Source organism: Enterobacter sp. KBR-315C3_2022 (genome assembly GCF_041399425.1).
GTDB lineage: Bacteria > Pseudomonadota > Gammaproteobacteria > Enterobacterales > Enterobacteriaceae > Enterobacter.
The window spans coordinates 23,936-42,301 of the sequence record NZ_JBGKEB010000023.1; the positions used below are offsets into that span (position 1 = coordinate 23,936).

The window sequence follows — 18,366 nt, forward strand, 5'->3', positions numbered from 1 at the left end:
TAAATGTTTGAAAAATCTCATAGCCCGATGCAAATGATCGGGCTGTTCTTTACCTGAAACGGGACATTCTGGCGTGCCGACACAGATTTCAGGATTTTTACTTTTTATACTCCACAAACTTTTCTTCTAAATAATTCACCCAGTTCTCCATTAAATGATTCATATTTTCCGTCTGAGAATGCGTGGATGGATCATATCCATCAGAAGGAGGCATATATTTAACAAAACCCTCTATTTCAGCGGGGTAGTCAAAATCTGCATAAATAATTTCAACTTCAGATAATGGATCTGCAAAACTAGCACGATTGTTCCAAAGCCAGCTTAGAACAATAAACAACCATTTTTGCCTGATCGTCGAGTCATTGTCTTGCTCAAACCCTGTGCACAACTTCTCTAAAAAGAGAGACACCTCATTTGAACTCTCAGGCATAAGGAATGATAATTCAAGTTCAGAATCAGTATAACTTCCCGTTAAGACTATTTGTTCCGCCATCTTTATGGGCACGTCTGATGCAATGAGATTATTTTCATAACCCCACTTCACATCACACCATGAAAGATGAGTATTTTTAACAATAAAATCATAGGGTACCGGATATAACGTCATGTCACTTATCCTTCGGTGGCCGTTGATTAGGAAGACCGGTTATATTACCACCTTCAATAAATCTTTGGTGTGTAACGTTCCCTTGCTTATCATAGATATACTCGTATATACCTTTCTTATCATTAAAGGAACCTTCAGCCTGAAGAAGTTTTCTTTCTACACCATCACCCCCTTTGAGAGTGAAAACTTTCCCTTCCATCAATTGCTCCCGGCTCAGATAACTCGCCCCCCGATGAGTTGGGTCAGGTTTTAAACCACTACCAATTCTGTCTGCTTTAAGAATTTTATTAACAACCGAAGATTTTAATGCTGTTTCCACCATAGTCGTGGTTTTCACAACAATCTTCTCCGTGAGAACGACGCCGTTTTTCACCACGCCTGCACCACCAGCAAGCAGTCCAGCTATATCGGTAACCAGCTTGCCACCTTCGACCCCCGCATTAAACGAACCACTGGCGCCAGCTTTCTGATACTCCGCTTCCATATGGTCAATACGATCTATATAGGACTGCTTTATCGCATCTGAAACGTTACCTAACACATCGCCACTGTTAAACAGTGATTTCAGCGCTTCGTAAGTTTGCTGAGGATTTGCCCCGACCTTCACGATACCGTCAACGGCATCATACAGTCCTGCCGGCACGCCTGCGATCATCCCTGCTGCAAAGCTGCCATCCTGTCCAAGGTCAATCGCAGTCCATTTAGCCTGTGCGCCTGCCTTACACGCTAAAGTCTGACATTCGGCAATTTCTTTATCTCTCTGAGCCTGTTGTTTCTGGCTTAAATAGTTATTCTCCACCGTCGTCTTACCCGCCTGCGCCCCCGCCACGGCAGACGCAGAGCTGTCGCCCGCCAGCCCGCCGGAAAGCCCCGCCGCCAGCGTCGCCAGGGCAGAAACCGTCTGCTTCTGGGTTTCGTCCAGCTCATCGGCAGATTTGCCGTACATCTCGGTGGCGATCATCCCCACCAGCTCGCCCGTGGCGGCCCCGGCGGCACCCGCGAGTGCGTTTTGATTCTGGGCGGCAGCCAGCGCGGCGTTGACCACCGCGTGCGCGGCCACTTTGCCCGCGTCGTTCAGGTCGCTGTGGTGACCAATCACTTCCGCCACGTACGGCGCAGCACCGCCCGCGAGGGCCGCGCTGAGATCGCTCCCGGCCAGCCCCTGAACCGCCGCCGTCGCCGCCTGAATCGCCTGCTGATACTGACCGCCGGTGCCAAAGCCGGAGGCATTCATCGCATCGTTATAGGCCGTCTGATAGATCTGGCCGTTGATGTCGCTAAGGGTCGCGGTTTTGCCCGGGTTGGCTTTTTCCCACGCCGCTTTCGCCTCCTGCAGATCCTGCGCGTTAACGTTTTTAAGCTTCTCTTTCGCGGCGTTAGTGGCGCGGATGCTGCCCTCGGTGCGGGCAATATCGGCCACCTGATTGCCAATCTCGCCGATCAGCTGCGCCTGCTGCAGTCGCTCCTGCTCTTTCTCTTTGTCGAAGATAGGGGAGAGCGTCTGGTTGGCGTGCGCCACGTCGCGGCTGAGCTGATTCACATCCTGAACCTGACGATCCCGATCGCGGACGATCAGCGTACCGTCCGATACCGCCGCGTGCGTGGTGCTGCTGTCATGCCCGTCGCGGTTCGCGCCCACCAGCAGGCCGTTGGCCATGTTGCCGGCAAACTGGCTGCCGATGCTGCCCCCGGTGCTCATGCCCACGCTCTGGTGTTCTACTTCGAAATCGGCGCGGTTTTCAATATCGCTAAAGCCAATGGTGCCGGTATCGAGACGGTTTTTATCGGCGGTTGCCGTCGAGCCAATCACCGCCCCGTTGAGCTGGGTATGCTCGCCCACGCTGACGTCATACCCGCCTTTACCGGCGAAGATCCCGGTCTGTTCAACCACCGAGTCGTAGTTGCTGTGCATCTTGTCGCGGCTGACGTTGACGCTGGCCGAGCCGGTCATGGAGCCGATGCTGAAGCTTCCGCCCGCGCTGGCGTTCTGCTGTTTCGAGTCGTAGCGATCGCTGTCCTGCTCGGAGGTGAGGGTCAGATTGCGGCCAATGTCCGCTTTCACCGTTTCGCCGCTCACCTGCGCGCCGGTCAGGGTGGCGTCGCGTCCGGTCAGGATATTCACCTGGCGGCCCGCGTCCACGGTAGTTTCGCTGTGGGTGGTGCCGTTGCCGCTCTCGCTGCCTTTGCCGCGGTTGACGCTGGCGGAGATGTTAAGGCCCGCGCCGCCGGAGCCATATCCGATACCTACCCCGACGCTGCCGCCCTTGCTCTCGTTTTTGCCGTCCAGCAGCTGCGTATTTTGCGCCGAGCGCAGGTACAGATCGCGGTTGGCGGCAAGGGTGATATCGTTGCCCGCCTTCAGCTGGCTGCCTTCCACGATCAAATCGCCGTCCGCGCCCCGCTCGCCGCTGCCGGTGGCAATGACGCTGAGATCGCGCCCGGCGTTAAGGGTGCTGCCCTGGGCGGTGTTCTGCTCGCTGTATTGGGTGGATTTCGACGACTGGCTGCCGTAGGAGAGGCTAATACCTACCGTGTTGGTGTTAGAGGCATCCGCGCCCATGGCCTGATCCATCCGCGCAGCCTGCGCGGCCTGTACGCCGGAAAGCGCCGCCTTAACGCCCTGCAGCGCCTGCAGGCGGCCGCTGCCGGAGGATTTCGCCTGCTGTGAAGCCTCGACGGCGCTGTTCAGCGCGCTGCCGACGGTGCCGGAGAGCGCCAGGGTCAGCCCGGAGGTTTTCTGCTCCACCTCGTGGGTCTGCTGGCTGCGGTTGTTCACCGCCGTGATATCAACGTTTTTACCGCTGAGGGCCATATCCTGACCGGCCACCAGATCGGAGCCGCTCACCGCCAGGCGATTGCCCGCGCGCAGCGACAGGTCGCCGTTGACGCTGCCGACGGTGCTGCCCGCCTGGGTGGCATCGCTGCCGGTATCGGTAGTTTTGACGCTCTGCGAGCCCACGCTAAAGCCGATGCCGCCGGAGCTCATCAGCCCGGATTTTTTCTCCTGCTTCATGTGCTCTTCGGCATTGCGCTCTTCGGCGGTTTCCACGGTCAGGTCGTTGCCCGCCAGCAGGGCAACGTCGTCCGTGCCCGCCACGCTGCTGCCGCGAACGGTCAGATCGTTGCCCGCCGTCAGGCTGACCGTGTTGCCGTTTAGCTCGCTGCCCTCGGCGGTTTGACGGGAAATCACGTCGCGCGTGGTGGTGGTGGTTTTCGACAGGAAGCCGTTACCGCCCACCACTTTATGCCGCTCGTCCAGATCCAGGGTGTTTTCTCCCGCCGCCAGCGTCAGGTTATTCCCGGCGCTGACGTTCAGCGCCTCGCCAGCGGAGAGGGCGGCGGCGCGCGCGCTGAGGTCGTTACCGGCGGTCAGCGTGACGTCGCCTTTGCCCGTCACTTCGCTGCCGACGCTGTTGGTCTGCCCCTGTTTCAGGCTGTTGTCGGCATCCCACACCAGGCTATCGCGGCTGGCGGTTTCCACCGTGTTCAGGTTCATATCCCGCCCGGCCACCAGCTGCGCTTTGCCGTTTTCGCCGCTGGCGATCACCTGCGCCCCGGTCAGGGTGATATCGCGCCCGGACTGCAGCGCCAGCCTGCCGTCGTCGCCCTGGACGTAAATGCCGGACACGCTGTCAATGGTGGTGCGGGCGAAGCGGTTCTCACCGTTCACGCTGGAAGCGCTGTTGGTCGTGCTGGTGAGGGTGATGTCACGTCCGGCGCTCGCCAGCACGCTGCTGTCGCCCACGATGGCGCCACCAATATTGTTGATATCGGTGCGGGCGTTCAGGCTGACGTCTGCCCCCTGGATCGTACCACTCTGGTTGGTGATGTTGTCGGCATCCAGCTGCAGCACCTTGCGCCCGGCGAGGGTGCCGCTGTTAAAGAGATCGCCGTTGAGCTTAATCGAGACGTTGTTCCCGGCAATCAGCGCGCCGGAGCCGTCGATATCGCCCGGTTTTACTTTGGCGTACACCTGCGGGACCAGTACGTTTTCCATTGAACCGTTCGGCATCTTCACCTGGGTGTTGACCAGCCAGACGATATCCCCGGTCAGCAGCGCCATCTGCTCCGGCGTCAGCGCCACGCCGATCTTCAGGTCGTACTGCTTGCCGAAGGTAATACCGCGATCCATCAGCGCTTTGTACTGCTCTTCATCGTTGCTATAGCCGTCGAGATAGCGCTGCCCGGTAATGCCAATCACCTGCTCGCGGATCAGGCGTTGCTCGTAGTAGCCATCGCCCAGGCGTTTCAGCGTGTTATCACCGTCGCTGGCGAAGGCGTCCTGCATGTAATCGCTGCCGAGCCACTGGCGTTCATTGGTAAAGCGCGGATCGGTTTCCACCAGATACGGTACGTCCGCCGACGGATTGACCTTGAACAGGCTGTTGTCCGGCAGGGTGGTGTTCGGGCCAATGATGCGAATAGCGCCGTCGGCAGGCGTCACCTCAAACTGCTGGCCCGCTGGCGGTACCACGGGCTCGCCCGGCTTCACGGTTTGCTGCGCCGCAGGGGCGCCCGCCTGGCCAATCGCCACGCTGGTGCTCTGTAATACCAGAGGCGCGATGCTGAGGCTGCTGCCCTCGACGCTGCCGTTGCTCACCAACTGGCCCGGCTTGAGGGAGATGCTCTGAATGGTCGTCGGCGGGGTATACGCGGTGCGGTCGCGCCCCTGCTCGTCGTCGCCCTTGTGGCGAATACGGTAGTAGTGGGTAACGGTACCCTCATCCGTGGTGAAGCGCTGACCGGGCACGTCGTCGTTCTGCACGCTGCCCATCTGGTCAATCTGCAGCGTACCGCCTGCAATCACCTGACTCTTGTCGTTAAACAGCCTGTCGCCGGTCAGGCTCATGCTGCCGCCCGCGAGGATCTTCGCCGGATCGCTCTCTTTGATGCGCGTTTCGTCAATCGTGCGGGTGTAGTCGTACTGGTTAAAATTGTCGTTGTTCGCGCCGGTATCTTCTGGCGTATTCAGGTTCCGCAGCCCGTCGGAGGAGTTGCGGTCCACCCAGACGCCGTTCTCCGTCGAGCTCCAGCGGGAGGTGGAGCCGGAATGCTGGTAGTCGGTTAGCTGTTCTTCCGAGACGCGGACCACCTCGGTGGAGAAGTTATCGTTGATGTTGTTGATCTGCGAGGCGGCGATCGCCATATCCCCGGCGGATTCAATGGTGGCGCTGTGGTTGTTAATCGCGCCCGCGCGCCCGGTCGCCGCGCCGCTGTCGTTCAGCGCGCCGCCGATCAGCAGTGTACCAGCGCTGTAAACCAGGCTATGGCCCACGTTGTTCAGCGTCTGCACGCCGAGATCGACCCGCTCGCGCCCGGCAAGCGTCGCGGCCGTGCCGTTCTCGGCCAGGTTATTGAAGGTGATGCTGTTAACGCCCACGGCGTCGCCGTAGATGCGCCCCGAGCCGACGTTGGTCAGCGTATCGGCATGAATAAGGGTGTGAACCCCGTCAATCAGGCCGTAGTTCAGCACCGTGCCCGCGGCGTTCAGCGCGTTGCTTCCGGCGTTGATTTCACCGCTGGCCGCGTTCGTCAGGTTGGCGCTCTGCACGTTCAGCGCGCTGCCTGCCATCAGCCTGCCGCTGTTGGCGATATCGCCCGGCGTGGTGAAGGTGAGATTGCCGTTGGCAACGATGTTCCCGCTGTTGATGACGCTGCTGGCGCTGCCCAGCGTCATATCCCCCTGCGACAGCAGCTGGCCGCTGGCATCGAGGGTGTGCGCCTGAATGCTCAACGCCTTGCCCGCGTTGACCGTACCGCCAGCATTTATCAGGTTCAGGCCGCTACCGTTCAGATCCAGCGTGCCGCCAGAGGCCAGCGCGCCCGCGCTGTTATTGAGCACGCCGTCGGTGCGAACGAAGAGGGCATCGTTCGCCAGCAGGCTCCCGCTCTGGTTATCGAGGGCTGCGGCGGCGAGGGTCACGCGCTGTCCTTCCAGGCCCTGATTCTCCCCGAGGGTGTTCTGGTTAATAACGTTAAGGGCGTTCACCGTCACCGCTTTGCCACTGCGGATCAGGCCCGAGGCGTTATCCACCAGCCCTCTGGCGCTGTCGATCAGCAGATCGCCGACGCTCTGGATCTGCCCGCCGCCGTTTTGCAGGCTATCGCTGTGCAGGTCCGCGCCGGAGAGGCTGACGAGGCGACCGCTGCGGTTATCGAGCGCGCGGGTGCTGATGCTGATGCCGCTGCCCTGGAGAATGCCCGATGCGTTGCCTACTTGATTCGCTGCGTTCAGCGACAGATCGCCCGTCGCGGCCAGCTGTCCCGCCTCGTTGTTCAGCGTTTCACCCGTGAAGGCGAGGCCCGCGCCCGAGAAGGCGGTGCCGCGCGCGTTATCCAGCTCGCCGCCGCTGAGGGCCATCGCGCCGACGGATTTCAACGCGCCGCCGTCATTATGCAGGGCGGTGAACGTCGCGCTGAGAGTCTGGTTTGCGCCAATCTGCCCGCCGCGGTTGTCCACATCGCCGCTGTGGAGGGTGAAATTCCCCTCGCTGGCGAGGAAGCCGCCCCGGTTGGCGAGCGCGCCGCTTTCAAGGCTTAACGCGCCGCGCGAGAGCAGGGAGCCGGAGGCGTTATCCAGCGTGCCGCCGCCGAGGGCAACCGTCGCGCCGTTCGCGACGATCGTACCCTGGCGGTTGTTCAGCCCGGAGGCGGTGATGCGCTGGGTTTTGGCGGATTCGATACGGCCCTCCGCGTTGTTGATCTCCCGCCTGGCGGCGATCTCGCCGTCATCCGATACCGCCGAAATCAGCCCCTGCGCGTTGTTCAGCGTGCCGGTTTCAATATGGTTTTTTCCCGCCACGGCGATGATCTTGCCCTGGGTATTATTGACGGCCTCGGCGCCGATCTGCACCGTCTTCGACGCGCCCAGCGTGCCGCCGGTATTGTTGAGCTTGTTGCCGGTGCGGACGCTCAGCTCGCTGGCGTTCACCTTCGCGCTGGCGGTGTTCACGTCGCCCGCGCCGCCATCAAGCACAACGCGCTTCCCCTGCGTCTGGCTGCCGCTCAGGTCCAGGCCCTGGCCGCGAGCGCTCAGGTTGCCGCCCGCCAGCGTCTGCCCGTGGGCGCTGAGCTGGCCGGTGGTGCTAAGCTGTAAATCACCCGCATCGCCCAGCCTGCCGTCGTTTTTTACCCCGGCTGCCAGGACGCTCCCTTTGCTGCTGGTGAGGCTCGCGGCCTTGACCTGCACGCCGCTGGCCGCGGTGAGCATGCCGCTGTTGGCGAGTTCGCCTGCGGCCTGAACGCTGGCGCTGTCGCTGGCGCGCAGGGTGCCGCTGTTCTCAATGCGTCCGTCGGCGGTGATCGTCACATTGCCCGCCTGCGCGCCTATCGCCCCGGCATTGCGCACGCCCACGCCGCGCTCGGTGCCGACCATGCGAATTTTACCCGCGTACATGCCGCCCAGGCTGGAAACGTCCACCGCCAGCGTAGGGCGCGCGGTGGCGTCATCGCCGCCTTTTTCAATCTTCGCGTGGGCGGCATCCACCGTATTGCGCCCGGTGGTGACCTTGAGGTCTTTCGCCCACAGTCCGGCGTTAACCTTTACCGAACGGGCGATGATATCGGTGTAATCCGCACCGGAGGTGTCCATCCCGGCACCGTCTACCGTCACTTCGCCGCGCTCAACCCTGTAACCCGTCAGCTGCCCGTCCTTCATCTGCGCCTGGCCGGTGGTGAGGGTCGCCCGGTTGGCGTTGATAAAGCCGCAGCCGCTGCAGGTAATGCCCGCCGGGTTGGCGATCACCACCTGTGCCTTTTGCCCGGCCACTTCAATCATGCCGTTTAGCCTGCTCGGATCGCGCGAGCTGACTTCGTTGAGAATGACGTTGGCTTCCCCTTTGGCGAGCCACGGGTTGCCCGCCACCATGCCGCCAAGGTGGGTCTGCACGTTTTTATGGGAGTTGTTGAGAATGGCGCCGTTTTTGTCGACGTCGAACCGGGTGTAGTTATTGCGCGAGACGCCCGCTTGCGATGGCGTCTGGATATTGACCTGCGGCGTGCCGTTGGCGCTGCTGACCACCGTCGGCTGCTGGCTTTTGGGCGCACCGGTATTGGCTACGATCGAGGCCTGCGCCGTGTGCACAACCCCCGTGGCCAGCCACAGGCTCAGGCTGAGCGCGCTTACCCTGCCGATCATCTGGCTGTGGGTGTGGGCGATACCGGAAGAACGAGGCGAACCTGCGCGGCCAGAACGGGCGATATCCGCCACCACCATCAGCATGCCGCGCGCTTTGTTGAAGACAATTCGGTACAGGTTCTTATTCATGGTTCGTTCCTTTAAGCGCTTCCGGCAGGTTCACGGCGAGCGGGTGTTGCCGTTGCCACTCTCTTGCCTCTTTACGGCTGACGCGGCTGCCGTGGAAAATCATCACGCGCTTGCCGCGCTCCGCGCCGCGGTGATAGAGCGCGCGGCAGATATGGTCCGGGAAAACGTCGCGGCACATCAGGGCGTACATCTGCGCGGTGTGCCCGAACGGGGCGATCCAGTCGCAAAACCAGAACCGATCCCCGCTGTCCCAGTCCTCCTCCCGCATCTCGATAGCCGGGTGGGTCAGGTAGCGCGCTTCCGACTCCTCGTTCAGCCAGGCCCAGCTGAGGAAAAATACCGGCCGGTTGTTCTCGGAAACAAGCACGTACTGACCGCGCTTGATAATGGGCAGCAGCAGCGTTGGCAGGGCGTGCAGCGGGGCATCGCGGTGCATCGGGGAGTGCATCCACAGCCAGACGGTTGCGCCCAGCACCTCGGCTTCGCTCTCTTCACCGCCGAGCATCAGCGGGGCTTTGATATCCAGATTTCCGATGCGCATTACCAGCTCCAGTTGAGGTTAAACCCGAGGGTCAGGCTGCTGGTGGTAAAGCCGTCCGGCTTCGAGAACGGCGTGCCGGCGAAAAGGTCATAGCCCGTATTGAACGCGCTGCCGCGCAGGCCCACCACGCCGCCGGCGAGGTGTTTACCGATCAGGTCGTCCGAGCTGTAGCCGCCGACCTCGCCGTAATCCGCGCCGAGATACAGTTCCTGATTCGGCAGCGGCGTGCTCCAGGCCAGATCGTTACGCACGTACCAGCCGTGGCTGGCGTTCAGGGTGCGTTCCCCGTCAAAGCCGCGCACCGTCCAGCGGTTGCCGATGGCGAACTGATCCTGCGGCGTCAGCGGCGTGTTGCTGATCTGGCGCAGGTACTGCACGCTGTAGCGGAAGTTCTGCGAGCCGACGTCAAACGGCAGGTTGAGCTGGGCGTTAAGCTGGGTGATTTTGCCAAGCGCGGTGGCGTCGCCAAAGGTCTCTTCCGGCGCAGGCCGTGCGCCAAACCAGCGGGTGCCGCGCTGGTAGCTTAACCCGGTATCCAGCGTGGCCTGGCCGATATAGTGGCGATGTTCCAGCCCGATGCGCCAGCCCGCCGTCTGTCGGCGCTGAACGCCGACTTCGGTATCGTCGATGTAGTTGCGGGTTTCGCGCGCCAGCACGTCGTAGGTCAGCGTGGTTTTTTGCGTGCCGCTGCGGTGCAGCACGCGGCTTAGCTGCACGTCGAGATTTTTGCTTTTCCCGCTGTAGCGGTAGTCTCCGTTCTGCCCGGCGACGGTCTGGTGATAGTCGTAATCGCTGCCGGTCACGCCGAGCATCCAGTAGCCAAACGGCACGGAGTAGTGCGCGGTGTAGTTTTTGCTGCCCTTGCCGCCCCTGTCGTTCAGATCGTGGCTGGCAGACACGTAGAGCAGATCGCTTAGCGAGAAGGGATTATCCAGCGACAGCGTCACGCCGCCCTGATAGCGCCCGGTGGTTTCGGTGCCAGCATCGTCGAGCGACAGGCCCACGCGCCACATTTTGCTCTGCTTACGGGTGATGATGACGTCGCTTTCACCGGGTTTTTCACCGGGCAGGATCTCCATATTCGCTTCTACCGTCGGCAGCCGCTGCAGGTTTTCCAGCCCTTGCTCAATATCACGCAGATCCAGCAGGTTGCCCTCGTGCGCCGGGAACGCGCTGTAGAGCTGAATGTACTTATCGCTCTCTTCAGTAAGCTTCACGTGGCGAACGTAGCCCGGCACGATGGCGAGCTTCAGCGTGCCGCTTTTCAGATCCTGCGAAGGGGCCAGCACGCGGGTGGTGATCCAGCCGTGGTCGACGATGCGGTTTTGCATCGTGGTCATCAGCAGGTTGATGCCTTTGCCGCCCAGGCAGCGTCCCTGAGCCTGATCCGCCATGCGCTGCAGGGGCAGCCAGTGTGGCAGGGCATCCTGACCGCTCAGCTCAACGCGGTGAATCGGGAAGCAGGGCGTTTCGGTCGGGAAGTTAATTCTGCCGAAGCTGGAGGCAGGCTCAGAGAGGCGCACGTCCGGAACGGGCGGCGTCAGCTGCTGTTCCAGCGCTTTCTGGCGCTGCTGCTGGATAATAAACTGATTTTCCGGCTCGGCGGCACGGGCGGAAAACATCAAAAACAGGCCAGCGGCCGTCGATATTATTATCGCTCTATTTTGTCGGGCTATCATCGGGGTATTCCGCGCTGTGTAAGCAAAATGGACGCAATGTGAATATGTGTAAGATTGTTTAAATATTGGCGGGGTAATAAAAGGGGGATTAATCCTAAAGGTAAGAAAGTTCCGAGCCTGAATATCCTTAAATCTGGTAGTTCATGTTCGTCGGCTAAATAAATTTTACTTTAGTCCGAAATATTCCTTATTCCTTAATAAGGGTGAGGTTATGGCGCCGACCCGGCACAACGCGCGAAAAGGAGTTATCAAGGCCGCTGACATGTGCTACTAAGACGGGTCATATCATAAAAAAAGAAGGTAAAGAGAGAATGTCTGTCAGTAAACTCGCCAGCAGCGCGCAGGGCCTGCAATCGTCCGCCATCCGTGAATTATTAAAACACAGCAAAATGGCGGGCGTGATTTCGCTTGGCGGCGGTATTCCTAACCCCGACCTGTTCGATCACGAAGGGCTGAAGATAGCCGCGGATGGCGTGCTATCACAGCAATTTGGCGAGGCGTTTCAGTACGGCCTGACCGAGGGCGTGCCGGGGCTGCGCGACGCGATCGAGCGCATCTGCTCAGGAAGGGGCATTGCCTGCAAGGCCGATGACGTGGTGATCACGTCCGGTTCGCAACAGTCTCTCGACGTGCTGGCCCGCGCGTTAATTAACCCAGGCGATACCGTTGTTGTCGAACGCCCAACCTATCTGGCCGCGCTGCAGGTATTTGGTCTGGCGCAGGCAAACTTTGAATCCGTGGGCACCGACGGTGACGGAATGAAAGTGGATGAGCTGGAAGCGCTGGCGGCAAATAAAACCATCAAAGCCGTTTATATTGTCCCGACGTTTGGTAACCCGGGCGGCGTAACGCTTTCTGAAGCGCGTCGTAAACAGCTGGTGGAATTATCAAAGCGCTTTGATTTCGTTATTATTGAAGACGATCCCTACAGCGAAATTAATTATACCGACGAGACGTTTCGCCCGTTAATTGCTCACGCTAAAGATATCGGCAATGAAGATAACGTGGTGTATACCTCAACCTTCTCCAAAATCCTCGCGCCGGGAACCCGCGTGGGCTGGGTGGTGGTACCCGAGTGGCTGAAGCGCGCGGTGGTGAACCTGAAGCAAACCACCGATCTGCATACCAGCACCCTGTCGCAGCTGATGACCTACGAGTACCTGAAAACGGGCCGTCTGGCCGGGCAAATTACGATGATCCGCGAAGCGTATCGCCAGAAGTACCAGACGTTTGCCACTGCGCTGGAAGCGGAGCTGGGCGACGTGATGACGTTCCACAAGCCGAAAGGCGGTATGTTCCTGTGGGCGAAAATGAACAACGGCATCAATACGACGAAATGGCTGCAAAAAACGCTCAGCAACGGCGTGGTGTTCGTGCCGGGCGAATTCTTCTACTGCAGTGAGCCGGACCAGACGACGCTGCGCATGTCGTTTGTCACGCCGACCGACGAGCAGCTGGTCGAGGCGGTCAGGCGTTTGAAAATTTCGCTGTAAGCAAAGCCCCGGCAGGTTGAGTAAACGCTGCCGGGCTGTTGCATTCGGGTTCAGCCAAAAACATTATCCCGCTTTTCGCTTTGCCAATACTTCCGCTGCGGTTTTTACCCGGCTCAGCTCTTCCTGCGTTCTGGCGTTGGTTTGCACTTCCCAGATATCAACATTCAGCTGCAGGTTCAGCCAGAATTCGATGCTGGTATCGAACGCTTTCGCCAGCCTGACGGCCATGTCGGCGGTAAGTTTCCGGTTATTGTTCACCAGCGCGCTCGCGGTATTGCGATGCACGTTGAGCATGTCCGCGAGGTCTGCAACTTTGAGGTTGAGCGGTTCAAGATATTCATACTGCAACACGTCGCCCGGCGTTGTCGGCTTACGTAATGCCTGTTGAAAAGTCATGGGTGATACCTCACTTGTGTAGCGTGTATTTGTGGGGGGAGAGGTAAAGATCTTCTGCCTTGCCGTCCGCCCACCTGAATACCAGCCGATACTGTCTGTTAATGCGAATAGAGAAAAAGCCGTCAAGAGGGGGATTCAGCGCTTCGAACCTGTTTCCCGGCGGCGAACGGAGGTCTTTGTACGACGCGGCGGCATTGATCATATCCAGCTTTCTTGCCAGAACCGACTCGATGCTGCTCGGAATAACGCAGCTCGTCTTGCCATACAGAAAAAAATCCCTAAGCCATTCATCGCGAAAATGTTTAATGCTTTTTAGCATCATGGTGGTTAGCTCCTGTCCCTGTGAAGCTGAGGTCATGGTAATGCACCGATGCACTGTGCGCAAGTGCATTTCTTTTGTTAATGACGATAGTGTTACGGGGTATGAAAATGGAGGAAAGGGGAGTAAAAGAAAATGTGTCGATTCTGCGAGGCGGCTTCAGATAGATCCCCTCATCCCAAATGAGAGAGGGGACGGTTAGCGCATTTACCGCTCCCGCAGCGCCTCTTTCGCCCGGTTGAACGGCTTGATCATATAATCCAGCACCGTTTTCTCGCCGGTCTTGATATCCACCGTGGCGATCATCCCCGGCACAATCGAAAAGTGCCGGCCCGCCTTGTTCACCAGGTAGTCCTGGCTGGTGCGGATAAATACCCGATAGTAGAACACCTCCGGCTTGGCTTCGTCCTGAATGGTGTCCGGCGATATCGTCTCGACCACGCCGTGCAGGCCGCCGTAAATGGCGTAATCGTAGGCGGTGATTTTCACCAGCGCCTCCTGGTTGGGGTGGATAAAGGCGATGTCGCGCGGCGAAAGGCGGGTTTCAATCAGCAGGTGATCGTCCACCGGCACAATCTCCATCAGCTCGCCGTTAGGCGGGATCACGCCGCCGATGGTGGTGACCTTGATGTTTTTCACGATCCCGCGCACCGGGGATTTCACCGTCAGGCGCGTGACCGAATCCTCGCGCCCTTTGAGGATCGCCGACACCATATCCACCTCCGCGTTGGCCTTGGACAGCGCCTCGCGCGCCTGCACGTAGTACTGCGAGCGCACGTCGGTCAGCTTCAGCTCCAGGTCGCTTTTTTGCCGCTGCAGCCGCAGCACCTCAACGTGGCTGGCCGCGCCGGTTTTGACCAGCCGCTGGGTGATCGCCAGCTCTTTGTTCACCAGATCCAGCGCCGAGCGCAGCTCGCGCTGGGTGTCCTCCAGCTGCGCGCGCCGGGAGTTGTACAGGCGCGTTTCGGCCCCCGTGAGGTCCGTCCACTTCGCCAGCGACGGCGGGAATTTGAGGGGCAGATCGTTCACCTCGGCGTACAGGCGCACGCTGGAGGCGAGGGCGGCCCGGTAGCGCGCCGCGCTTTCGCCGACGTTAGACTCCGAGCGCGTCGGATCGAGGCGTGCCAGCACCTGTCCGGCCTGCACCTGATCCCCCTCGTGGACGTTCAGCTCGGTCAGAACCCCGCCGTCGAGAGACTGCAACACCTGCTCGCGCGAGCTGGGGATCACCTTGCCCGTGCCCGTCGAGACCTCGTCCAGCACCCCGAACCACGCCCAGATCCCGACGGCGACGAACAGCAGCAGGGAGAAGATCACGATGCGCCGGGCACCGGTGTAGCCGCTCTCCGAGTCGAGGGCGTTGTCCAGATCTTCCATTGCGGCAACGTCACGCTGACTGATTTTCATTTTTCCACTCCCGTCCGGTTGCCTGCTGTTGCTGCTGCTGTTGCATGCGGCTGTTGCTGAGCGCCTGCGCCTTCGGCGCATCCATCACCAGCATGCCCTCTTTCAGGACGACGACCCGCTCGACCAGTTCCAGCACCGGCACGCGGTGGGTGGCGACGATCAGCGTGCGGTTGCCGAGCCAGGCCCCCAGGCGCTGGATAAACTCGCGCTCGGTGTGCTCGTCCAGCGACGCGGTCGGCTCGTCCAGCAGAACGATGTTCGGATCGCGCAGCAGCATGCGCGCCAGCAGGATGGACTGCCGCTGCCCGCCGGAGAGCCCCACGCCGTTCTCCATGATCGGGTAGTCCAGCCCCTTCGGCAGCTTCTGCACGAAGCCCGCCGCGCCGCACATCTCCAGCGCCTCGAAGATCTCCTCGTCGGTGGCGCGCGGCATGCCGAGGGTGATGTTCTCGCGCAGGGTGCCGTAAAACAGCCGCGCGTTCTGGGTCATAAAGCCGACGTTGCGCCGCACGTCCGCCACGTCCAGGTGCGGCAGGCTGAGGTTGTCGAGCCGCACTTCGCCTCCGGCCAGATCCATGCCGCCCGCCAGCGCCTGCAGCAGCGTGGATTTGCCCGCGCCGTTGCGCCCGAGGATCGCCACCTTTTCGCCGGGCTTGATCTCCAGGCGGTTGATGCGCAGCGCCATGCGCGGATCGTCCGGGTGATAGCGGAACTGCGCCTGCTCAAACAGATAGTGTCCGCGCAGCACGTCCTGGCGGATCGGCGTCTCTTCACGCTGGTTCTCGGTCGGCAGCTGCATAATGCTGTCCAGCCCCTCTTTTGCCGCCTTGACCTGCTGCCAGCGGGCCAGCACGCCGCACAGGGTCGCCATCGGGGCGATCATCCGCGACGCCAGCATCGAGGCCGCCACCACCGAGCCGGTGGTCAGCGTGCCGTCGATCACCATCGGCGCGCCCACCACGATCACCCCGGCGTACACCAGACTCTGGATCGTCATGCCCCAGTTGATCAGGTTCTGCGTCAGCTCGCGGGTGCGCAGGCCCGATTCGGCGGTGATCTGGATATAGCTGTTCCACTGCTGCAGGAAGCGGTTTTCCGCCTGCATCAGCTTGATGTCCTCCAGCCCCTGCACGCTCTCCACCAGCACCGCGTTGCGCAGGGTCGATTCATGCGCCGACTGCTTCGCCAGCTCGGCGAGCCGCTTTTGCAGCAGCAGGCCGGGCAGCACCATGATCACCGCCGCCACCGGGGCGATCCACGCCAGCTGCGGGGCGATGATCGCCAGCACGATCACGAACAGGAAGAAGAACGGCAGATCGACGATGGTGGAAATGGTGGAGGAGGTGACCATCTCGCGGATCTGCTCCAGCTCGCGCAGCTGGGAGATAAAGCTCCCGGTCGAGCGCGGGACCGCGCTGTTGCGCAGGCGCAGGGCGTGGCCGAAGACGCGATCCGACACCCGCAGATCGGAACGCTTGCCCAGCAGATCCATAATGTGCCCGCGCGCCACGCGCAGCACGAAGCCAAACAGCGTGGCGATCAGCACCCCGATGGTCAGAACGTAGAGCGTTGGGTAGGACTGGGCGGGGATCACCCGGTCGTACACCTGCATGGAAAAGACAATGCCGGAGAGCGACAGCACGTTGATGAACAGCGCGGCGAGCATCACCCAGCTGTAGGGCCGCAGGTCGCGCATCACCAGCCGGTAGAGCCAGTCCGGGCGGTATTTCGAAATATAGGCGTCCACGCGGCTGTCCTTCAGCGCGGCCAGCGGGCGCAGGGCGATCACGTGGCGGACGCTGGGCAGCATCGCCGCCATCGACAGGCGGTTGGTGTGCATCTTGTCGTCGAAAAAACAGACCTCAAGGGTATCTTCGCCGTCGAAATGCTCAATGACGCCAATTTTGCCCCCGTCCAGCTCCACCACCACCGGCAGGCGCCAGCTGTTGATGGCCTGCTGGTCCGCCGTCAGCAGCTGAAACGACAGCCCCGCCTCGCGGGCGAGCTGGGTGAGGGCGGGCACCATCGGCTTTCCTTTTAGCCACGGCGCACCGGCAATCAGCGACCCGGGCGAACAGGCCACGCGGTAGCGGGTGGCGACGTAGCCGAACGCCTGCGCCCACTGCGCCAGCGCATCATCCGTTATGCTCTCCCCTTGCGGAATATCACCTGGCTTCATGGCTGGATCTCCACGGTCTGGATGGTGCGGTTATCAAGGTCGAACGCGTGACGCAGGCGCCCGGTGTTGTACAGGCAGTTAAGCTGCAGCTGGTGCAATTGCCCGGCGGTCTGCTGCTGGGTGAAGCGGGCCTGGTAGACCTCCTGCTCGGCGTTAAGCACGTCGAGCAGCGGGCGGGAGCCGAGGTCGAGATACTGCTGCTGGTACAGCTCGCGGGTGCGGGCGCTGAGCGTCTCCTGGCGGCCCTGAATTTGCAGGGTGCTGAGCAGGCTCATCACCTGGCTGCGCGCCTCCAGCAGCTTTTGCCGCACGTCGAGGCGCGTGCGCTGGATAGTGGCCTGGGCGGATTCCACCGCGTGCCCGGCGGCGTCGCGCCGCGCGGTCAGCCCGCCGCCCTGGTAGAGCGGCATCTGCACCTTGACCCACGCGGAGTACTGGGTGCGGTCCCGCACCTCGCTGCCGGAGTAGCGGTCGTTCAGGTAGTGGCGCACCTCCGGCTCCAGCGAGACGGTCGGCGTCATCTGCGCGTTGGCGTAGTCGAGGTTCGCCTGCGCGACGTTGGCCTGCGCCCAGGCCGCCAGCACCGCGGGCACCAGGCGGTCGTCCGGCTCGGCGATGTCGCAGCTTCGCGTCAGGCTGGCCGGAAAGTCATTGCTTACGCCGTTCAGGCCGTCCCAGCCGAGAAAGCTCATCAGCGTGGCGCGGGCGCTGTCGAGGCTCGCCTGGTACTGCATCAGCTGCGCCCGCGCGCCTTCGATGCGGGCATCGGTCTGCACCACGTCGGAGAGCGAGCTGGCCCCCTCGTCGTTACGCTGCTTTGCCAGCGTGCCGATGGAGGAGAGGGCGTCGAGCTGCTCTTTGGCGGTGTCGACCATCTGCTGCCAGGTCTGCACCTGCACCAGGGCGATGGCGGTGTCGTGGGCGATGGTGTCGATGCTCACCAGCACGTTCGCCTGCTGCTGGGCCACGCCCGCGCTTTCGGCGCGCACCTGGCTTGCCATCTTGCCAAAGTCGTACAGCATTTGTGAAAGCGAGAGCACCAGCGACGGCGTAAAGCCGTTGTCGTCGCCGTCGTGGGTATAGCCGTTGTCCATCCCGGCGCTTATCTGCGGATAGTATTTCGATTTGGCGACGTCCACCTCTTCGCTCTGCTGGTAGAGCTTGCCGACCGCTTCGCTGATGGCGGGGTGCCAGGTCACGGCGCGGTTAACGGCTTCGCCGAGCTGCAGCGTGCCGGGCGCGGCTTTGCCGGCCACCGGGGCCACGCGTCCGCTCAGGGAGGGAAGCTCCTGCGCGTCGCGCAGGTCTTCGGTATTGATCGTCGAGGCCGGGTTTGCCGCGAGCGTGGGTACAGATATCAGGCAGCACGAGAGCCACCAGCAAGGCATCTTCTTTCCCATGTCATGTCCCTAATAAATGAGTACGGCTTTATTGTTTATGCCCGGGCGCTGTGCGCCCGGGTCAGGTGGTGCTTGTTAT

Annotated in this window: 10 protein-coding genes; 1 reads left to right on the forward strand and 9 read right to left on the reverse strand. The window is 61.1% G+C overall.

Going from position 1 to position 18,366, the window contains the following annotated elements:
• Window positions 1-97 precede the first annotated feature (97 nt).
• The 4 genes from AB8804_RS19435 to AB8804_RS19450 are packed head-to-tail and all read right to left on the reverse strand — an operon-like array spanning window position 98 to window position 11,036.
• On the reverse strand, window positions 98-607 hold the full coding sequence (locus AB8804_RS19435) for a DUF2247 family protein (RefSeq protein WP_077227765.1): 510 nt from the start codon (window positions 605-607) through the stop codon (window positions 98-100).
• Between the two features lies 1 nt (window position 608).
• Complete coding sequence (locus AB8804_RS19440; RefSeq protein WP_371189186.1) at window positions 609-8,873, reverse strand: hemagglutinin repeat-containing protein; 8,265 nt, start codon at window positions 8,871-8,873, stop codon at window positions 609-611.
• Window positions 8,866-9,414 carry a toxin-activating lysine-acyltransferase gene (locus AB8804_RS19445; protein ID WP_371189190.1) on the reverse strand — a complete coding sequence of 183 codons (549 nt, stop codon included), beginning with the start codon at window positions 9,412-9,414 and terminating at the stop codon, window positions 8,866-8,868. Before AB8804_RS19445 ends, AB8804_RS19440 begins: the two co-directional genes overlap by 8 nt.
• Window positions 9,414-11,036, reverse strand: coding sequence for a ShlB/FhaC/HecB family hemolysin secretion/activation protein (locus AB8804_RS19450; protein WP_371189194.1), 1,623 nt, complete (start codon window positions 11,034-11,036; stop codon window positions 9,414-9,416). Before AB8804_RS19450 ends, AB8804_RS19445 begins: the two co-directional genes overlap by 1 nt.
• Before the next feature lie 368 nt (window positions 11,037-11,404).
• Between AB8804_RS19450 and AB8804_RS19455 the strand changes: the two genes are divergently transcribed.
• The gene (locus tag AB8804_RS19455; protein ID WP_371189198.1) at window positions 11,405-12,586 is read left to right on the forward strand and encodes a PLP-dependent aminotransferase family protein; all 1,182 of its coding nucleotides are present in this window, start codon (window positions 11,405-11,407) and stop codon (window positions 12,584-12,586) included.
• Between the two features lie 63 nt (window positions 12,587-12,649).
• Here the strand turns inward: AB8804_RS19455 and AB8804_RS19460 are convergent, their stop codons facing one another.
• From AB8804_RS19460 to AB8804_RS19480, 5 genes are all read right to left on the reverse strand, one after another.
• A complete protein-coding gene (locus AB8804_RS19460; protein ID WP_371189202.1) occupies window positions 12,650-12,982 on the reverse strand; it encodes a HigA family addiction module antitoxin in 333 nt (110 codons plus the stop codon).
• Between the two features lie 10 nt (window positions 12,983-12,992).
• Window positions 12,993-13,301 carry a type II toxin-antitoxin system RelE/ParE family toxin gene (locus AB8804_RS19465; protein ID WP_371189353.1) on the reverse strand — a complete coding sequence of 103 codons (309 nt, stop codon included), beginning with the start codon at window positions 13,299-13,301 and terminating at the stop codon, window positions 12,993-12,995.
• A gap of 207 nt (window positions 13,302-13,508) precedes the next feature.
• Window positions 13,509-14,678 carry an HlyD family efflux transporter periplasmic adaptor subunit gene (locus AB8804_RS19470; RefSeq protein ID WP_371189356.1) on the reverse strand — a complete coding sequence of 390 codons (1,170 nt, stop codon included), beginning with the start codon at window positions 14,676-14,678 and terminating at the stop codon, window positions 13,509-13,511.
• Between the two features lie 10 nt (window positions 14,679-14,688).
• Window positions 14,689-16,887, reverse strand: coding sequence for a type I secretion system permease/ATPase (locus AB8804_RS19475; RefSeq protein WP_371189205.1), 2,199 nt, complete (start codon window positions 16,885-16,887; stop codon window positions 14,689-14,691).
• Entirely contained in the window at window positions 16,884-18,287 is a 1,404-nt protein-coding gene (locus AB8804_RS19480; RefSeq protein ID WP_371189208.1) for a TolC family outer membrane protein, read from the reverse strand. Before AB8804_RS19480 ends, AB8804_RS19475 begins: the two co-directional genes overlap by 4 nt.
• Window positions 18,288-18,366: the final 79 nt, after the last annotated feature.